Below are 15,263 nucleotides of genomic sequence, written 5' to 3'. Positions count from 1 at the left end.
CCTATATCTTGAACCTGTTGGAACAGGATTCGCGAACGGGACGACACGTTGAAAAGGGCACTAAAGGCGGCGCTGGTAACGGGCGGCGCCCGACGGATAGGCAGGGCAATAGTTGAGGACCTGGCGACGCACGGCTTTGCGGTTGCCATTCATGCGAACGGCTCCTTCTCAGAGGCGGAGGCATTGGCAGCGGAGCTTGGCGCCTCCGGCGTCAGGGCCGTCGCGCTGCAGGCGGACCTGACCGATGCCGAGGCGGCGACGCGACTGGTCGCCGAAGCTGTTGACCGGATCGGCCCTCTCGATCTTCTCGTCAACAATGCTTCCGTCTTCAGCAAGGACAGCCTCGATCAGTTCGACGAAGCAGTGTGGGAGCGGCATTTCGCGCTCCATGTGAAGGCCCCTTCCCTGCTTGCCCGTGATTTCGCCCGCCAGCGCCCAGGCGGCGTCTCCGGCCTCGTGGTCAATGTGATCGACCAGCGCGTCTGGTCTCCAAATCCCCGCTTTTATTCCTATATGCTGTCCAAGTCGGCGCTCTGGACGGCCACCCGGACGATGGCACAGGCGCTTGCCCCCAACATCCGCGTCAACGGCATCGGACCGGGCCCGACGCTGCCAAACGACCGGCAGAACCGGACGGACTTCGAGGCGCAGGTCGAGGCGCTGATACTCAGGCGCGGCCCGACCCTCGACGAGTTCGGACGCGCGATCCGCTTCCTTTTCGAGACGCCCTCGGTTACCGGACAGATGATCGCGCTCGACGGCGGCCAGCACCTCGCCTGGGAGACGCCGGATATTCGGGAGATAGTGGAATGAACGGGCGAACGCCCACGGACGGTGGCATCCTTTATGACGGCAGCGAGACGGACGATGACGAAGACCTCGTCGAGGTGAGCGAGAGCGAGCGGCCTGCCCCTGCGGTTGCTTGGGCGGAAAGCCAGCCGGAAACGGAAGGGCTCAAAGGAGCCGAGTTGATCCAGGCTTTCGTCAAGCGCTTGCCGAACGGGCCGGGCGTCTATCGCATGCTCAACGCGGCCGGCGACGTGCTCTATGTCGGCAAGGCGCGCAGCCTGAAAAAGCGGGTGAGCAACTACGCGCAGGGGCGCGGCCACTCCAACCGCATCGCGCGCATGGTCCGCGAGACGGCGAATATGGAATTCGTCACGACGCGGACGGAGATCGAGGCGCTGCTGCTCGAGGCGAACCTCATCAAGCGCCTGCGTCCGCGCTTCAACGTGCTTCTGCGCGACGACAAGTCCTTCCCCTATATCGTTGTCACCGGCGACAGCCGTGCCCCTGCGCTCTACAAGCATCGCGGCGCGCGCAGCCGAAAGGGTGAGTATTTCGGCCCCTTCGCCTCCGCCGGCGCCGTCGGGCGAACGATCAACTCGCTGCAGCGCGCCTTCCTGCTTCGGACCTGCACGGACAGCGTTTTCGAAACGCGCACGCGCCCTTGCCTGCTTTACCAGATCAAGCGCTGTGCGGCGCCCTGCACCGGCGAGATCAGCGATGAAGATTATGCAGAGCTCGTCCGAGAGGCGAAGGATTTCCTCTCCGGCAAGAGCCAGGCCGTGAAGCAGACGATAGCCGCCGCCATGGCGGAAGCTTCCGAAAATCTCGACTTCGAGCGCGCGGCCCTCTATCGCGACCGCCTGGCGGCGCTGAGCCACGTCCAGAGCCATCAGGGCATCAATCCCTCGGGCGTCGAGGAGGCGGATGTCTTCGCCATCCATCACGAGGGCGGGATTTCCTGCATTCAGGTGTTCTTCTTCCGCACCGGGCAGAACTGGGGCAACCGCGCCTATTTCCCCAAGGCCGACCCGGCGCTCCCGGCAAGCGAAGTGCTCAGTGCCTTTCTCGCGCAGTTCTACGACGATAAGCCCTGTCCGCGGCAGATCCTGCTCTGCGAGGCTGTCGCGGAACAGGAACTGCTCGCTCAGGCGCTCAGCGAAAAGTCCGGTTACAAGGTATCGGTCCTCGTGCCGCAGCGCGGGGAGAAGAAGGATCTCGTCGACCATGCGCTCGCCAATGCCCGCGAGGCACATGGACGCAAGCTGGCGGAAACGGCGTCGCAGTCACGGCTGCTCGAGGGCTTTGCGCAGACATTCAGGCTTCCTTCCGTGCCACGCCGCATCGAGGTCTACGACAACTCGCACATCATGGGCACCAATGCAGTCGGCGGCATGGTGGTGGCCGGCCCGGAAGGCTTCGTCAAAGGCCAGTACCGCAAGTTCAACATCAAATCGACCGACATCACGCCCGGCGACGATTTCGGCATGATGCGCGAGGTCATGACGCGCCGCTTTTCGCGTCTCCTGAAGGAGGAAGGCAAGCCGGACCGCTCGGCTGAGCCAGGCGAGGAGACCGGCTTTCCGGCCTGGCCCGACGTCATCCTGATCGATGGCGGCCAGGGACAGATGACGGCCGTTCGCGCCGTTCTGAAGGAACTCGACATCGGAGAATGCGTGACGGCGATCGGTGTCGCCAAGGGCGTTGATCGCGATGCCGGACGCGAGCGCTTCTTCGCGCTAGGCCGGGAAAGCTTCACGCTGCCGCCGCGCGATCCGGTGCTCTACTTCATCCAGCGGCTTCGCGACGAGGCGCACCGCTTCGCGATCGGCTCGCATCGGGCGCGGCGGAAGAAGGAGATGGTCAAGAACCCGCTCGACGAGATCGCCGGCATCGGTCCGACCCGAAAGCGGGCGCTTCTCACCCATTTCGGCACCGCCAAGGCGGTGTCGCGCGCCGGCATCAACGATCTGATGGCGGTGAATGGCATTTCCGAATCGGTAGCCCGCCTCGTCTACGAGCACTTTCACGAGGACGCCACCAAATGAGTTCCCGGGTGGCGCAATTCAGGCTGCATTCAGCCGGAATCCGGGAAATATGGCAGAGGTATTCGATGACCTGTTGACCTTGCGGTCACAAAGTCATTCTGTACACGTGAAATTTTGGGGGGGACGGGAAGACCGTCGTCAAGCTTATCCCGCTCCACCCGTAACCAGAACAGCCAGCGCCGATAACCCTAGACCGCGGGAAATGGGGGGTGTCGTGTCCAGAGAAACCGAGTCCATGCCAACGCCTGTAGCCTACAGCATCCCGAACCTGCTAACCTATTTCCGGATCCTCATCGTGCCGTTGATCGTGTTCTGCTTCTTCGTCGAGGGGCGGCTGCACAGCTCCGATTTCGCGCGCTGGACGGCGCTCGTGCTCTTCGTCACCGCTTCGATCACGGATTTCTTCGACGGCTATCTCGCGCGCATCTGGAAGCAGACCTCCAATATCGGTCGGATGCTGGACCCGATCGCCGACAAATTGCTCGTCGCCTCGATCCTTCTGCTCGTAGCCGCCGACGGCACGATTGCCGGCTGGTCGATCTGGGCGGCGATCATCATTCTTTGCCGCGAGATCCTTGTTTCGGGCCTGCGCGAATATCTCGCCGCGCTCAAGGTCAGCGTGCCGGTGACGCGGATCGCCAAGTGGAAGACGACGATCCAGATGGTGGCGATCGCCTTCCTGCTTGCCGGTCCGGCCGGCGACAAGATCGTGCCCTATACGACGGAAGCGGGTATCCTGCTTCTGTGGATCGCCGCAGCAATCACGCTCTATACGGGCTATGATTATTTCAGGGCCGGCCTCAAGCACGTGGTCAACGAATGAATACCGTCAATCTCGTCTATTTCTCCTGGGTCCGCGAGCGGATCGGCAAGGGTGAGGAAACGCTGGAACTGCCCGCGGATGTCGTCACGATCGCCGATCTGCTGGCGCATCTGAAGACGCTCGGCGAAGAATACCAGTCGGCGTTGGAGCATGAGAACGTCATCCGCGCGGCAATCGACCAGGAACATGTCCAACATGGCAAATCGATCGCCGGCGCCCGCGAGATCGCCCTCTTCCCGCCGATGACGGGCGGCTGAGGCAATGCGTGTACCCATCACCGTGCGCGTCCAGCGCGAGGACTTCGATCTTGGCACCGAGATCTCGGCGCTCTGCCGCGGACGGGCGGACATCGGCGCGGTGGTGACGTTTTCCGGGCTCTGCCGCAATGAGGCAGGCGCCCTCAATGCGCTCGAGCTCGAACATTATCCGGGCATGGCCGAGGCCGAGATTAACCGCATCTGCCGCGTGGCGGTGACCCGCTTCGGCCTGCAGGGGGCAACGGCCATCCATCGCTTCGGCCGTATTGCACCCGGCGAGAACATCGTCCTGGTGATTGCCGCCTCGCCGCACAGGCAGTCGGCCTTCGACGGCGCGAATTTCATCATGGACTTCCTGAAGACTTCCGCCCCCTTCTGGAAGAAGGAGCATCGCGCCGACGGCAGCATCGGCGAATGGGTCAGCGCCAGGGATGCCGACGACGCCGCGCGCGGCAGGTGGGCTCGCGAGGACTGACCCACTTTTGCGGCGGGGAGCACGCCCCCGCTGCCTGCTACGGCGTGAGCCGCACCACGTCCGCGCGAAATGGACATGCTTGCGCATTTCGGAGCCGAAGGACTTCGCTGCAGGCAATTCTATGGGATCGCCTTCTCCCGGCGCGTGACGGCCAGAACGACAACGAGGAAACCGAAGATCGCGAAATCCCGCCAGAGGATCGGTCCATAGGCGCTCCATAGCGTCTCCAGGAACCCCACGCCGGCCGCGCCGCAGGCTGCAAGAAGAGGTGCCGTCTGGCCGCCGATCGCGGCGATGAAGAGCACCTTGACGCCGAAACTCAGGCCCATTCCGAAATCCATGTTACCGTAGTAGGACGCGGCAAGAATTCCGCAGAAGGCGGCAATCAGCGAGGCCGCGCCATAGGCGACGATGTAGACGATCGACGGATCGACGCCGCAAAGGGCTGCCGCCTCACGGTCCTCCGAGACGGCGCGCCAGTAACGGCCGGCATAGGAATGGGTGAGCAGCCAGTGCCCACCGGCGACCAGCGCGACCATCAGCCCCGTATTTACCAATTGGACGGCGGTCAGCGTCACGGGAAACTGCGGGTCCGGCCAGAAGACGACGACATTGTTCAGAAAGGGCGGCAGCCAGAGGCTGCGCGTATCCGAAGCGAGACGCGCCGTTTCCATGAGCACCAGCAGGCTGCCGAGAGAAGCAACGACCACGGCGTTTGCGGATGAAAAGGCGAGCGGACGCATGACATAGCGCCCCGCAACGAGGCCGGCACCAAGACCGAATGTCAGTGCCGCAGCCGCCCCGACGCCGAGAGCTGCGGGCAGCACGAGCCAAAGGCGGTTCCAGCCGAAATCGGCAAAGAGCACGAAGATCTGTCCGGCGAAGGCAAAGAGAGCGCCATAGGTCAGATCGGCGCGCCGGGTTACGGCGAAGGCGATGGCATAGCCGAAGGCGAGTGCCGCATAGAGCGCGGCCACGGGTACAGCGTTGGCGATCTGCTGAAGAAAATAGGCCATGGCACATCCCGTAACGCGGCGCCCCCGAGATGAACCGCCCTTCACAGAAGCTCGGTTTACATCGCGAACTGCGGCGGCGGAGCGGAACCCGCCTGTAGCTTTGCCATGCGGCCGCCGACGGATGTAATATAACTTGCAACATGCGTTTTACCAGTTAGATTTTATGATATGAGCTTCACCTGGACAGCACATAGATTCGCCGGCGGCGCCTTGGCCCTGGACGTCGCCAATACCGTCGTCCTGCGTTTCGATCCGCAGCGCCGGATCGATCGTTTCGCCGATTTCGCGGCAATGGATTCCTTCGCCGACGCCGCCAATCTCTACGGCGCCGAGCGGGAGCGCTTCGGGCCGCTCGGTCCGGCGCGGCCCGAAGACCGCAAATCACTTCTTGAATTGCGCGAGGCAACGGACCGACATGTCCGGGCGATCATCAGGGCAGAGGATAGGCCGTATCTGCTTGCGGATCTGCTTGAGGCGATCGCCGCCATCCTGCGCCGGACGCCGCGGCGCGGCAGCTCCGTCGCGCTCGACGCGGCGACGGCGCATTCAGCGCTCAGCCTCGTCGCCAATCCGGAGACGGACCGCCTGAAAATCTGTCCCAATTGCGAATGGCTGTTTCTCGACCGCAGCCGCAACAGGAGCCGAACCTGGTGCGACATGGCTGTTTGCGGCAACCGCACGAAGGCCCGGCGCCACTATCGCCGCAACAGGGAGGAAACGCAGCCATGAAGAGAATAGTCCTTTGCGCCGTTCTGGCCGCGGCCGCTCTTACCGGCTGCCAGCGCGAAACCGGGCCGGACGCGTTGAAGCTGACCGGCAAGATGTTCGTGTTCAACTACCGGTTGGCCTACGCCACCTACATGATCACGCTCAACAAGGCGGGGCCGGTGCCGGACGGCAGCATCGTGGTGGCGAGTTTCGAGAACCCGGCCGGCGGCGATCCGCTGACACTCACGCGCAAGCTCTTCCCGAAGCTCGACAAGGTCGTGCTGGAAAGCCCCGATGTTACCTGCGTCAGGAAAGAGAGGCCCTATGCCGTGACGATCGAGGTCAAGGGGCCGGACGGAGCAACGCTGCAGAAGCTGGAGACGACGGTGATCTCCGACGTGGATCAGGATGTTCTGCCGGCGAGGCCCCTGGTGGTGGGGCCAGCCTATGACAAGAACCCGGAGGTCTTCCGCAACGGGCTGGCGCCGACGCAGTTCGACATGGCCGCCTGCCCGCCATAAAGCAAACGGGGCGTCGCCGCCCCGTTTCATGGAATCGTTTCAAGCCTTTGCGGCCCAAAGCGAAGACTTTGAATCAGCCGACGATCTCGGTGCCGGCGAACCAGTAGGCGATTTCCTCGGCGGCTGTTTCCGGACCGTCGGAACCGTGAACGGAGTTTTCGCCGATCGACAACGCGAAGACCTTGCGGATGGTGCCCTCGTCGGCATTGGCCGGGTTGGTGGCGCCCATGATTTCGCGGTTCTTGGCAATCGCGTTCTCGCCTTCGAGAACCTGAACGACGGTCGGACCGGAGGACATGAACTCGACCAGTTCGCCGAAGAACGGGCGCTCCTTGTGGACTGCGTAGAAGCCTTCGGCCTCGCGGCGGCTCATCCACACGCGCTTCGAAGCGACGACGCGCAAGCCGGCGTCTTCGAGCATCTTGGTGATGGCGCCGGTCAGGTTGCGCTTCGTCGCATCCGGCTTGATCATCGAAAAGGTACGTTCAATCGCCATTGGCTCAAATCCTCGTTTCTGGGGAAAGTGGCGGTTCCCTTAGCCGCCAATGCCGATCAAAACAAGGGGGCGCGGCGATGATTCGCCGCCGCCATGCGTCGTTTCACGCCGCTGTCACGGAGCGGCCGAGCCCGTCGTGCAGGTCGAGGCAGCGCTCGAACCAATCGGTTACCACGTCGCCGTCCGCCAGCAGGCGCTGCCTCGAAACGATGCGCGCCCATTGCAGCGCGCCGAAGACGATATAGTCGGCGAAGAGAGGACGGTCGCCGCCGAGGAAGGGCTGAAACTTCAGCATGTGGCGGAGCGGTTCGAGCTTGGCCGAAAAGGCTTCGAGATCGGCCTGCCCCGCTTCGGCAACCGCTTCGAGCGGCTTGCCGAAGCGTTGCTCGCGGCTTTGCCGGAAATAGGCTTGGTCGACCGGATCGAGGCGGTCGTGGATATCCATGATGGCAATGCGCCCGATCGCCGGGTGCAGCGTCGTTTGCGACCAGCCCTCGACGAAGCGAGCGGTCGCCTTGCCGCCCTCCCCGCCGAAGAGCGTTGGGCGCTCGCGATAGGTCGCTTCGAGATAAAGCGCGATCTCGAAACTGTCGCTGACGAGTATGTCGCCGTCGCGCAGCAGAGGCACGATCGTCGTTGCGCCCCGTTCCAGCTTCGGAATTTCGGTGAATCCGCCTGGCGCCACGTCGAAGTCGAGCCCCTTATGCGCCAGGGAAAGCTTGGTCTTCCACACATGCGGCGAGAAGGGGCGCGTGCGGTCGGTGCCGCAAAGGGCATAGAGTCTGCGGGTCATTCCACCTCCAGATGAGCGATTGCATCCTCGATTTGAGAGGAAATGCGGTAGGCGACCCATAGGACGACAGCGACGCCGTCCAATCAAATCAGTAAATTTCATGAATGGCATTCCACACGGAAATGCCTGCTCGCGGTAGTCTGCTTCAGCCAATGGAATCAGTATCCACGGAGAAGCCGATGCTCGAACATTACCGGATGTTTGCCGATTACAATCGCTGGGCCAACCGTCGGCTCTATGCCGCCGCCTCGGAGCTATCCGATGCGGAATACCGCACGGACAAGGGAGCCTTCTTCGGGTCGCTGCATGCCACACTCAACCACATCCTCGCCGCCGACCGGATCTGGATGAGACGCTTCACCGGGGAAGGCGAGGCACCCACGCGGCTCGATGCCACCCTGCACGAGGATCTCGCCAGCCTGGAGGCGGCGCGCCGGGCCGAAGACGAGCGCATCATCAGCTATGTCGACGGTCTCGACGAGGCCCGTCTTGGCGCGCATTTCACCTACACGCCCATCACCATGCCAGGCGAGATCAGGCAGAAGCTCGGACCGACGCTGGCCCACTTCTTCAACCACCAGACCCATCATCGCGGTCAGGCGCACGCCACCCTCACCGCGCTCGGCCGCCCATCACTGACGCTGGACCTGGTTTTCTTTCTGCGGACCGAAGGCGAGAAGTGGGCGGTCTGAGGCAATCCAGGGCCGCGTTGCGTTCGCCCATTCCATCGGACGAAGGCCAATTAGGGCGCGCGAGAGCCGGGTGAAGAGCCGGCGCTGCGCTGCCCATGCCGCAAGGCCGAGCAGGATGCCGCCGACGATCGCCAGGAGCGAATTGGCAATGGGCGACAGCAGCGGCTGCGCCGGCGCGAGCAGGAGCTCCGGCACGAAGCGGTGCAGGATGTAGATGTGAAAGCCTGCCGCGGCGACCGGCAGGATCAGCCGCGCGCCCCATTGCGGCAGTCGGATGCGCGGCAGGAACAGGAGTGCCCAAAGAACGGGGATCTGCAGGAGATACTTGATCTTGGTGCCGATCCAGACGCCCTTGTAGATGCCGAAGAAGAGAAAGATCGCCGTACCCGCCACCATCAGCGCCAGCCGCTGGCGCCGAGTCTCGGCGATCGCCGCGCACCAGCCGATAGCTGCGAGATAGAATATCCACGGCAAGGTGAAAATCTGGCGATTGCCGATATCCCAGAATTGCGGCAGCACGAGCCGGGCTGCAAGAGCTGCGGCCAGGAAAGCCATGCCGGTTTCGAAGGGCCGGGCGATTGCCGAGCGCCGGACGAAAGGCACGGCGAACAGGGCTGCAAAAACCAGCAGCATTTGGCAATAGGCCTCTATGAACCAGTAGAGATAGGGCAGCATGCTGTGGCGCTCCGGGTCGGCGAAGCCGAAATTGCCGACGAGGAAGACGGAAGCCCAGGGCACGTCGCCCCAGGCAAGCGCGTAAGCTGCGACGATCAGATAATAGGGAACGAGAATATGGACGAGCGGCCGCAAGAGCTGCTTGAGCGAACCGGAAATGAGCGCGCCGCTCTGAAACCGCGCGAAGCCAAAACCAACGAGAATGACCATCGCGGCCGCCCCGCCCGGTATCGGCCAAAGGGTTTCGTGATGGACTACGACCAGCAAGATCGCCAGCGCGCGGATGACCAGATCGATACCGATCTGCGGGCGTTTGCTGTCGCTTCGGTCCAAGGCCGCCAAGTCCCGGACCGGCATCCGTTCCCATTTGTCCGGCACCTCGCCGAGGATCTTCTCGAGGCCGAGCGACAATTGCACGAAGCGGAGCGAATCGCCGCCGAGCGACAGAAAGCTGTCCTCCGCCCGAATCCTTGCCGGAAAGAACAGCTGTTCGAACAGCTCCTGTACGCCTTTGCTTTCAGGAACCGCATCCGCCCTGCCCGCGCGATTGCGTAGCGCCTGATAGTCGATCTTGCCCGACGGCAATCGCGGCAGCGCGTCGATGCGTGAGGCTTTGACTTGCAGCAGAGTCAGGCCGCTTGCGGCGACGAGAAGCCGGCGAACGGCCTCCGAGCCGCATGCGCCGACGTAATGGGCAAGGATTTCCGCATCGTCGCCGGTGACGGCAGCGGAAATGCCGTGGCGCTCGAGCGCAGCTTCCAGGCTGTCATGCCCGATTCGAAGGCCGGCAATTTTCGAGATGCGCTTGCTTCGCCCGACGATACGGAAAAATCGGTCCGCATCCCGAATGGCGAGATCGCCGGTCCTGAGTACGCCAAGCTCGGCGCCGCGCGCGAGGTCGTCCCGGGATTGGGCGTAACCCATCATCACATTCGCACCGCGGTAGACGAGTTCCCCCGGCTGATCCACGCCGGAGATCAGGCGGCCCTCTTCATCCTCGATCGCCAGGCTGCCGCCCGGGATTGCAATGCCGATACGGTCCTCCCGGCCACGAAGATGCTCCGGCGGCATATAGGCCATGCGGGCGGTCGCCTCCGTCTGACCGTACATCACGAACAGAGAGGCACCGCATGCGGTGAGATGTTCGTTGTAGAGGCGAACGGTCTCGGGCGCCAGGCGACCGCCGGCGACCGTCATGAAGCGTAGCTGCGGAAAGAGGCGCCCGCGAAACCCCACCTTCTCCAGGAGCTCGTAGGAATAGGGAACGCCCGAAAGATTGGAACTGCCGCTTTCGGCAAGCCCGTCGAGGAAGCCCTCGTCGAGAATGGAGCCGCCCGGCAAGTAGACGCTGGCACCCACAGAGAGATGGGCGTTCAGGACGGAGAGCCCGTAGGAATAGTGAAGCGGAAGGATGAGGCAGGCCCTGTCCGCCGCCGTGAGACCGAGATATTCGGCGATCGCCCGTGCATTGGAGCAAAGATTGGCCGCGGAGAGGCGGACGCTCTTGCCCTGTCCGGTGCTGCCCGAGGTCGAAAGCAGGACGGCAAGATCGGGATGAGGGCCCGTTGCGTCGCCCTCGAGCCGCTCGATACGCCAGCGCCCGTCGAAACGGCGATAGCGATAGTCCGGCCTGAAGACGGCGCTGTCTGCCTCTGCGCCGCAGGGTGTCTGCATAGCGACCACATGGCCTGCCTCAAGCGCTGCGAGATAGCCGATGACCGCGTGCTCCGATAGATCCGTCTCCAACATCACCAGGCCGCGCCTGCCGCGCCACAGCGACGCCAGGCGATCGACGCGCTCGGCCAGTTCCCGATAGGTGACGGATCGCCCGCCCGGAAGGAGGAGCGCCGGCTGCTCGCCTCGGGCGGCCAGCGCCGCAACTCGAAACGGAAAATTCGAAATATCCCCAGCCCCCAAGATCGCCTCCATTTTAGCGAGGCGGCATATTATTGATGACTCCGATAGTCAAGTATGAGCCCGTTGCGGAAAATGCCGTGCAGAACGAGCGTTCAGCGGGGCATCGTCTTTCGGCAAGCATCTCCGCGCGACATCTCTAGTGCAGCCCGCAGGAGTTCGTCATCGTCTGCAACGACGTCGACGCCGGCAATGCCGAGATGATCGCGGCGCATCCGACAAACCTTCACCGACCTGCGGATCACGCCGGGCCGCGCATCCACCCTAAACGGCTCTCCCTCAGCGCCGGCATCGCGCTCACCGATAGCGCAGCCGGTGCCAAGGAGTTTGAGCGCCAGGCGGAACTCGCTTTGGCGTTGGCACATGTCCGAAAAGGGCGGAGGCATTCCGTTACTGCGTCAAATAAGCGAAACCCGGCCTCGCTCAGCGAAGCCGGGTGCTTGGGAGGATCGGCAGCGCGGGCGCATGCCGGCATCGCGGCAGTTTAGCGGCTGAGGCCCTGATAATATTCGCCCTCGCCGCCCGGGATCATCTTCGGCTGCCGTGCATAGCCGTAGACCGACCCGGTGGCGGTACGGTCGATGGTGCCGTTCGCATTGTGTCGGACAGTCTCACCGCCGGACTTGGCCGCGCGTCCGGTGTAGAGCGGGGACGGGCTGATGCCTTCGTAGTAGCTGCCGCCCGCAAAGGCGGCGGAGGCGCCGCCGATGACGGCGACGGCGACGAGGGCGGCGGCGAGCGCGCTGTGGATTGCATTCCTCATGAACATCACTCCAGATCGGTCGTTCACTTGAACGATGGTTTCATCACGACCAGCTTTTTCGGATGGGTCTCGCCGAACGCGGCGGGCTGCAGCGCCGCGCGTCTGACGAGATCGGCGACGATTTAGGGGAGTTCATGCTCCGATAACGTTCGTCCTGATCCCAAGCGATCGGAAGAGCAGCTCCTGCGCCCTTCGCCGATACATATGGTCCCTCATCATGAGGACCGGAAGTGTTGATTATTGGAACACGTTGTCCATGATCCGATAACAATATCCTCTTGAAAATGCCGTCCACGCGCATAGGGAACGGCCGAACCGCCGCCCCCTTGCCTAACCGGAAAAGTCCGGGCAAAAGGCCGGAATGATCCAGATCACCGGCCTTTCCGCCCGCATCGCGGGCCGTCTTCTCATCGAAAACGCTTCCGTGACGCTTCCGGCGGGCACGAAGGCCGGCCTCGTCGGTCGAAACGGCGCCGGCAAGTCGACGCTCTTCCGCATCATCACGGGCGAGCTTACGGCCGAGGCCGGCAAGGTTTCGCTGCCGAGGCACGCGCGGATCGGTCAGGTGGCGCAGGAAGCGCCCGGCACTGAGGAACCGCTGATCGAGATCGTCCTGAAGGCGGACAAGGAGCGCACGGCGCTTCTCGCCGAGGCAGAAACGGCGACGGACGCCCATAGGATCGCCGAGATCCAGACGCGGCTTGCCGATATCGGCGCCCACTCGGCGGAAGCACGTGCGGCGAGCATTCTCTCCGGGCTCGGCTTCGACCACGAGGCGCAGAAGCGCCCCGCCTCCGCTTTCTCCGGCGGCTGGCGCATGCGCGTGGCGCTTGCGGCCGTACTCTTTTCCGAGCCGGACCTGCTTCTCCTCGACGAGCCGACCAACTACCTCGACCTCGAAGGCACGCTCTGGCTCGAGGACTATATCCGCCGCTATCCGCACACGGTCATCATCATCAGCCACGACCGCGATCTCCTGAACACAGCGGTCAACGCCATCGTCCACCTCGACCAGAAGAAACTCACGTTCTACCGCGGCTCCTACGACCAGTTCGAGCGGCAGAAGGCGGAGGCCGACGAATTGCAGATGAAGGCGCGCGTCAAGAACGAAGCGGCGCGCAAGCACCTTCAGAGCTTCATCGACCGCTTCAGGGCAAAGGCGACGAAGGCCCGCCAGGCGCAAAGCCGCATCAAGGCGCTGGAGCGCATGGGCACCGTCGCGGCCGTAATCGAGGAGCATGTGCAGGGCTTCACCTTCCCGGACCCGGAAAAGCCGGTGGCCTCGCCCATTATCGCCATCCAGGGCGGCGCCGTCGGATACGAGCCAGACAAGCCGGTCCTGAAGAGGATCAATCTCCGCATCGACTCCGACGACCGGATTGCGCTCCTCGGCTCCAACGGCAACGGTAAGTCCACCTTCGCGAAATTCATCTCCGGCCGGCTCGCGGCTGACGCCGGCGAAGTGCGCGTCGCACCCGGCCTGAAGATCGGGTTCTTCGCCCAGCACCAACTCGACGATCTCATCCCGACGCAAAGCGCCGTCGAACACGTGCGTCGCCTGATGCCGGACGCGCCGGAAGCGAAAGTGCGATCGCGCGTGGCGCAAATGGGGCTCGCGACGGAAAAGATGGACACGGCCGCCAAGGACCTCTCCGGCGGCGAGAAGGCACGACTCCTGATGGGGCTCGCCGCCTTCGATCAACCGAACCTGCTCATTCTCGACGAGCCGACCAACCACTTGGACATCGACAGCCGCAACGCGCTGATCGCCGCGCTCAACGACTATTCCGGCGCCGTCATCCTGATCTCGCACGACCGGCACCTGATCGAGGCGACCGCCGATCGCCTATGGCTGGTGAGTAACGGGACGGTTTCAAGCTACGAGGGGGATCTGGAGGACTACCGAAGCCTGATCGTCGGCAGCCCCAGACCTCGGGACGACAGGCAGAAGGCGAACGGTGCGGATGAGACGCTGTCGAAGGCCGACCAGCGCAAAGCCAATGCCGACAAGCGCGCCTCGCTCGCGCCGCTCAAGAAAAAGATCAACGAGATCGAGTCCTTGACGGGAAAACTGGAGAAACAGATTCAGGCGCTCGATGCAGAACTCGCCGACCCCCTCCTTTACGAAAAGGCGCCCGCCAGGGCCGCGCATAGGGCAAAGGAACGCGCCGAGGCGGCGGCCAGACTGGCAGAGGCCGAGGAGCAGTGGCTCGCGCTGTCTGCCGAATACGAAGAGGCGATGGCGGGCTAGCGCGGGATGAGGAAAAGGGTGCGCGGTTTTCCGCCCGCATCCCGCTCCAACTTCTCGAATCACGTTTATGATTTTAGGTCGATCCGCCCTAAAATCATCGTGACCTGGGCTCGCCGATCATCAGCCAAGCTCGAAGGTCGTTATCCCATAGATCCGCGCCAAAGGCAGGTCCGGCGTCCGCCCCCGATACATGCGCGCGGTCTCGAAGACCGGCTTCATATTGTAGCGCGCGCAAAGCGCCCGCGCCGAGGCATTCGGTTCGGGAAGGTCGAGATGCACCCGTGCGCCTTTGACGCCCGCCGCGAGCTTGCGGAAGATCAGGTCGGCACCGGTCTCACTATCGGCGAAGAGCGGGCCGATCTTGAAGCCCTCTCGGCAGGCGCGGATCGCGCCGTAGCCGACAATGGTGCCGTCGCGCAGAAGCACGACGCTGCGCCGCGTTGGTAACTGTTTGGTCCATTCATGGAGAAACGCATCGCGCCGGGCCGGGTTGAAGCGGCGGTCATAGTCGATCAGCGCCGCGGCATGAACCGGCGCGGCATCGACGAGATCGATACCCGGCGGCTCGGTTACATTGACCGTCCCCCCATATCGGATATTCGCATGCGCCCTTGAGAAGCCGGATTTCCTGTAGTTCTCCTGCTGGGCCACGACGCCGTCGAGACCGATGGTCCCGCCGTCGGCGCTTTCGATCGCGTGTCTCCACAGTCGAAAGCCGATGCCCCTGCCCCGAAAGGCCGGCTCGGCGATATAAAGGCCGAGAAAGGCATATTCGCCGCCGTAACGGACGACGGAGATCGCCGCGGCCAGCGCATCGTCCTCCGTGGCAACCCAATAGCCTTGCGGATCGGCGGCCCAGAAGGCGTTGGCATCCTCAAGGCCCGGATTCCAGCCTTCACGTGCGGCCCAATCGATGATCGTATCGAGCTCGACGCGCGTCGCGTGGCGGATATTCGGCATGGCAACTCCTTGATGTCTTGCTCAAGCTCGGATCACGGGCCGGATCACCTAACTTTCCTGTTGGCATTTCGTGCCCAGACTGCCA

General features: G+C 63.5%; 15 protein-coding genes. 9 read left to right on the top strand and 6 right to left on the bottom strand.

Annotated elements, in window-relative coordinates; genetic code table 11:
* Positions 1-48 precede the first annotated feature (48 nt).
* From SJ05684_RS03900 to SJ05684_RS03880, 5 genes are all read left to right on the top strand, one after another.
* Complete coding sequence (locus SJ05684_RS03900; protein ID WP_034854218.1) at positions 49-813, top strand: SDR family oxidoreductase; 765 nt, start codon at positions 49-51, stop codon at positions 811-813.
* Entirely contained in the window at positions 810-2,834 is a 2,025-nt protein-coding gene (uvrC, locus tag SJ05684_RS03895) for an excinuclease ABC subunit UvrC (protein WP_034854219.1), read from the top strand. The genes SJ05684_RS03900 and uvrC overlap by 4 nt, the downstream gene beginning before the upstream one ends.
* A 235-nt stretch (positions 2,835-3,069) precedes the next feature.
* On the top strand, positions 3,070-3,657 hold the full coding sequence (gene pgsA / locus SJ05684_RS03890; RefSeq protein WP_034854220.1) for a CDP-diacylglycerol--glycerol-3-phosphate 3-phosphatidyltransferase: 588 nt from the start codon (positions 3,070-3,072) through the stop codon (positions 3,655-3,657).
* Entirely contained in the window at positions 3,654-3,914 is a 261-nt protein-coding gene (gene moaD, locus SJ05684_RS03885) for a molybdopterin converting factor subunit 1 (RefSeq protein WP_034854221.1), read from the top strand. Before pgsA ends, moaD begins: the two co-directional genes overlap by 4 nt.
* Before the next feature lie 4 nt (positions 3,915-3,918).
* Complete coding sequence (locus SJ05684_RS03880) at positions 3,919-4,389, top strand: molybdenum cofactor biosynthesis protein MoaE (RefSeq protein ID WP_034854222.1); 471 nt, start codon at positions 3,919-3,921, stop codon at positions 4,387-4,389.
* A gap of 119 nt (positions 4,390-4,508) precedes the next feature.
* On the opposite strand, the gene SJ05684_RS03875 is transcribed toward SJ05684_RS03880, so the two are convergent.
* Positions 4,509-5,405 (bottom strand): branched-chain amino acid ABC transporter permease, encoded by an 897-nt coding sequence (locus tag SJ05684_RS03875; RefSeq protein ID WP_034854223.1) that lies wholly within the window; start codon positions 5,403-5,405, stop codon positions 4,509-4,511.
* A 168-nt stretch (positions 5,406-5,573) separates the two neighbouring features.
* Between SJ05684_RS03875 and SJ05684_RS03870 the strand changes: the two genes are divergently transcribed.
* Both SJ05684_RS03870 and SJ05684_RS03865 read left to right on the top strand, forming a co-directional pair.
* Positions 5,574-6,134: a CGNR zinc finger domain-containing protein gene (locus SJ05684_RS03870; protein ID WP_034854224.1), complete on the top strand. Its 561-nt coding sequence runs from the start codon at positions 5,574-5,576 to the stop codon at positions 6,132-6,134.
* A complete protein-coding gene (locus tag SJ05684_RS03865; protein WP_034854225.1) occupies positions 6,131-6,634 on the top strand; it encodes a hypothetical protein in 504 nt (167 codons plus the stop codon). Before SJ05684_RS03870 ends, SJ05684_RS03865 begins: the two co-directional genes overlap by 4 nt.
* Before the next feature lie 73 nt (positions 6,635-6,707).
* Here the strand turns inward: SJ05684_RS03865 and ndk are convergent, their stop codons facing one another.
* Together ndk and SJ05684_RS03855 are read right to left on the bottom strand one after the other, a co-directional pair.
* On the bottom strand, positions 6,708-7,130 hold the full coding sequence (ndk, locus tag SJ05684_RS03860) for a nucleoside-diphosphate kinase (RefSeq protein ID WP_034854226.1): 423 nt from the start codon (positions 7,128-7,130) through the stop codon (positions 6,708-6,710).
* Between the two features lie 103 nt (positions 7,131-7,233).
* Positions 7,234-7,923, bottom strand: coding sequence for a glutathione S-transferase family protein (locus SJ05684_RS03855; protein ID WP_034854227.1), 690 nt, complete (start codon positions 7,921-7,923; stop codon positions 7,234-7,236).
* Positions 7,924-8,102: 179 nt separating this feature from the next.
* Between SJ05684_RS03855 and SJ05684_RS03850 the strand changes: the two genes are divergently transcribed.
* Positions 8,103-8,615 (top strand): DinB family protein, encoded by a 513-nt coding sequence (locus tag SJ05684_RS03850; RefSeq protein ID WP_034854228.1) that lies wholly within the window; start codon positions 8,103-8,105, stop codon positions 8,613-8,615.
* On the opposite strand, the gene SJ05684_RS03845 is transcribed toward SJ05684_RS03850, so the two are convergent.
* Together SJ05684_RS03845 and SJ05684_RS03835 are read right to left on the bottom strand one after the other, a co-directional pair.
* Entirely contained in the window at positions 8,556-11,219 is a 2,664-nt protein-coding gene (locus SJ05684_RS03845; RefSeq protein ID WP_085939039.1) for an AMP-binding protein, read from the bottom strand. The genes SJ05684_RS03850 and SJ05684_RS03845 overlap by 60 nt on opposite strands.
* Before the next feature lie 469 nt (positions 11,220-11,688).
* A complete protein-coding gene (locus SJ05684_RS03835; RefSeq protein ID WP_172901110.1) occupies positions 11,689-11,973 on the bottom strand; it encodes a hypothetical protein in 285 nt (94 codons plus the stop codon).
* 355 nt (positions 11,974-12,328) lie between these two features.
* Here SJ05684_RS03835 and abc-f point away from each other — a divergent pair, with 355 nt between their 5' ends.
* Entirely contained in the window at positions 12,329-14,218 is a 1,890-nt protein-coding gene (gene abc-f / locus SJ05684_RS03830; RefSeq protein ID WP_034854230.1) for a ribosomal protection-like ABC-F family protein, read from the top strand.
* 120 nt (positions 14,219-14,338) lie between these two features.
* On the opposite strand, the gene SJ05684_RS03825 is transcribed toward abc-f, so the two are convergent.
* Complete coding sequence (locus SJ05684_RS03825) at positions 14,339-15,178, bottom strand: GNAT family N-acetyltransferase (RefSeq protein ID WP_034854231.1); 840 nt, start codon at positions 15,176-15,178, stop codon at positions 14,339-14,341.
* Positions 15,179-15,263 lie beyond the last annotated feature (85 nt).

Origin of the sequence: Sinorhizobium sojae CCBAU 05684 (assembly GCF_002288525.1) — a bacterium.
Lineage (GTDB): Bacteria > Pseudomonadota > Alphaproteobacteria > Rhizobiales > Rhizobiaceae > Sinorhizobium > Sinorhizobium sojae.
The sequence above is the reverse complement of the archived record's forward strand: the minus strand, read 5'-3'. Positions and strand labels throughout refer to the sequence as shown.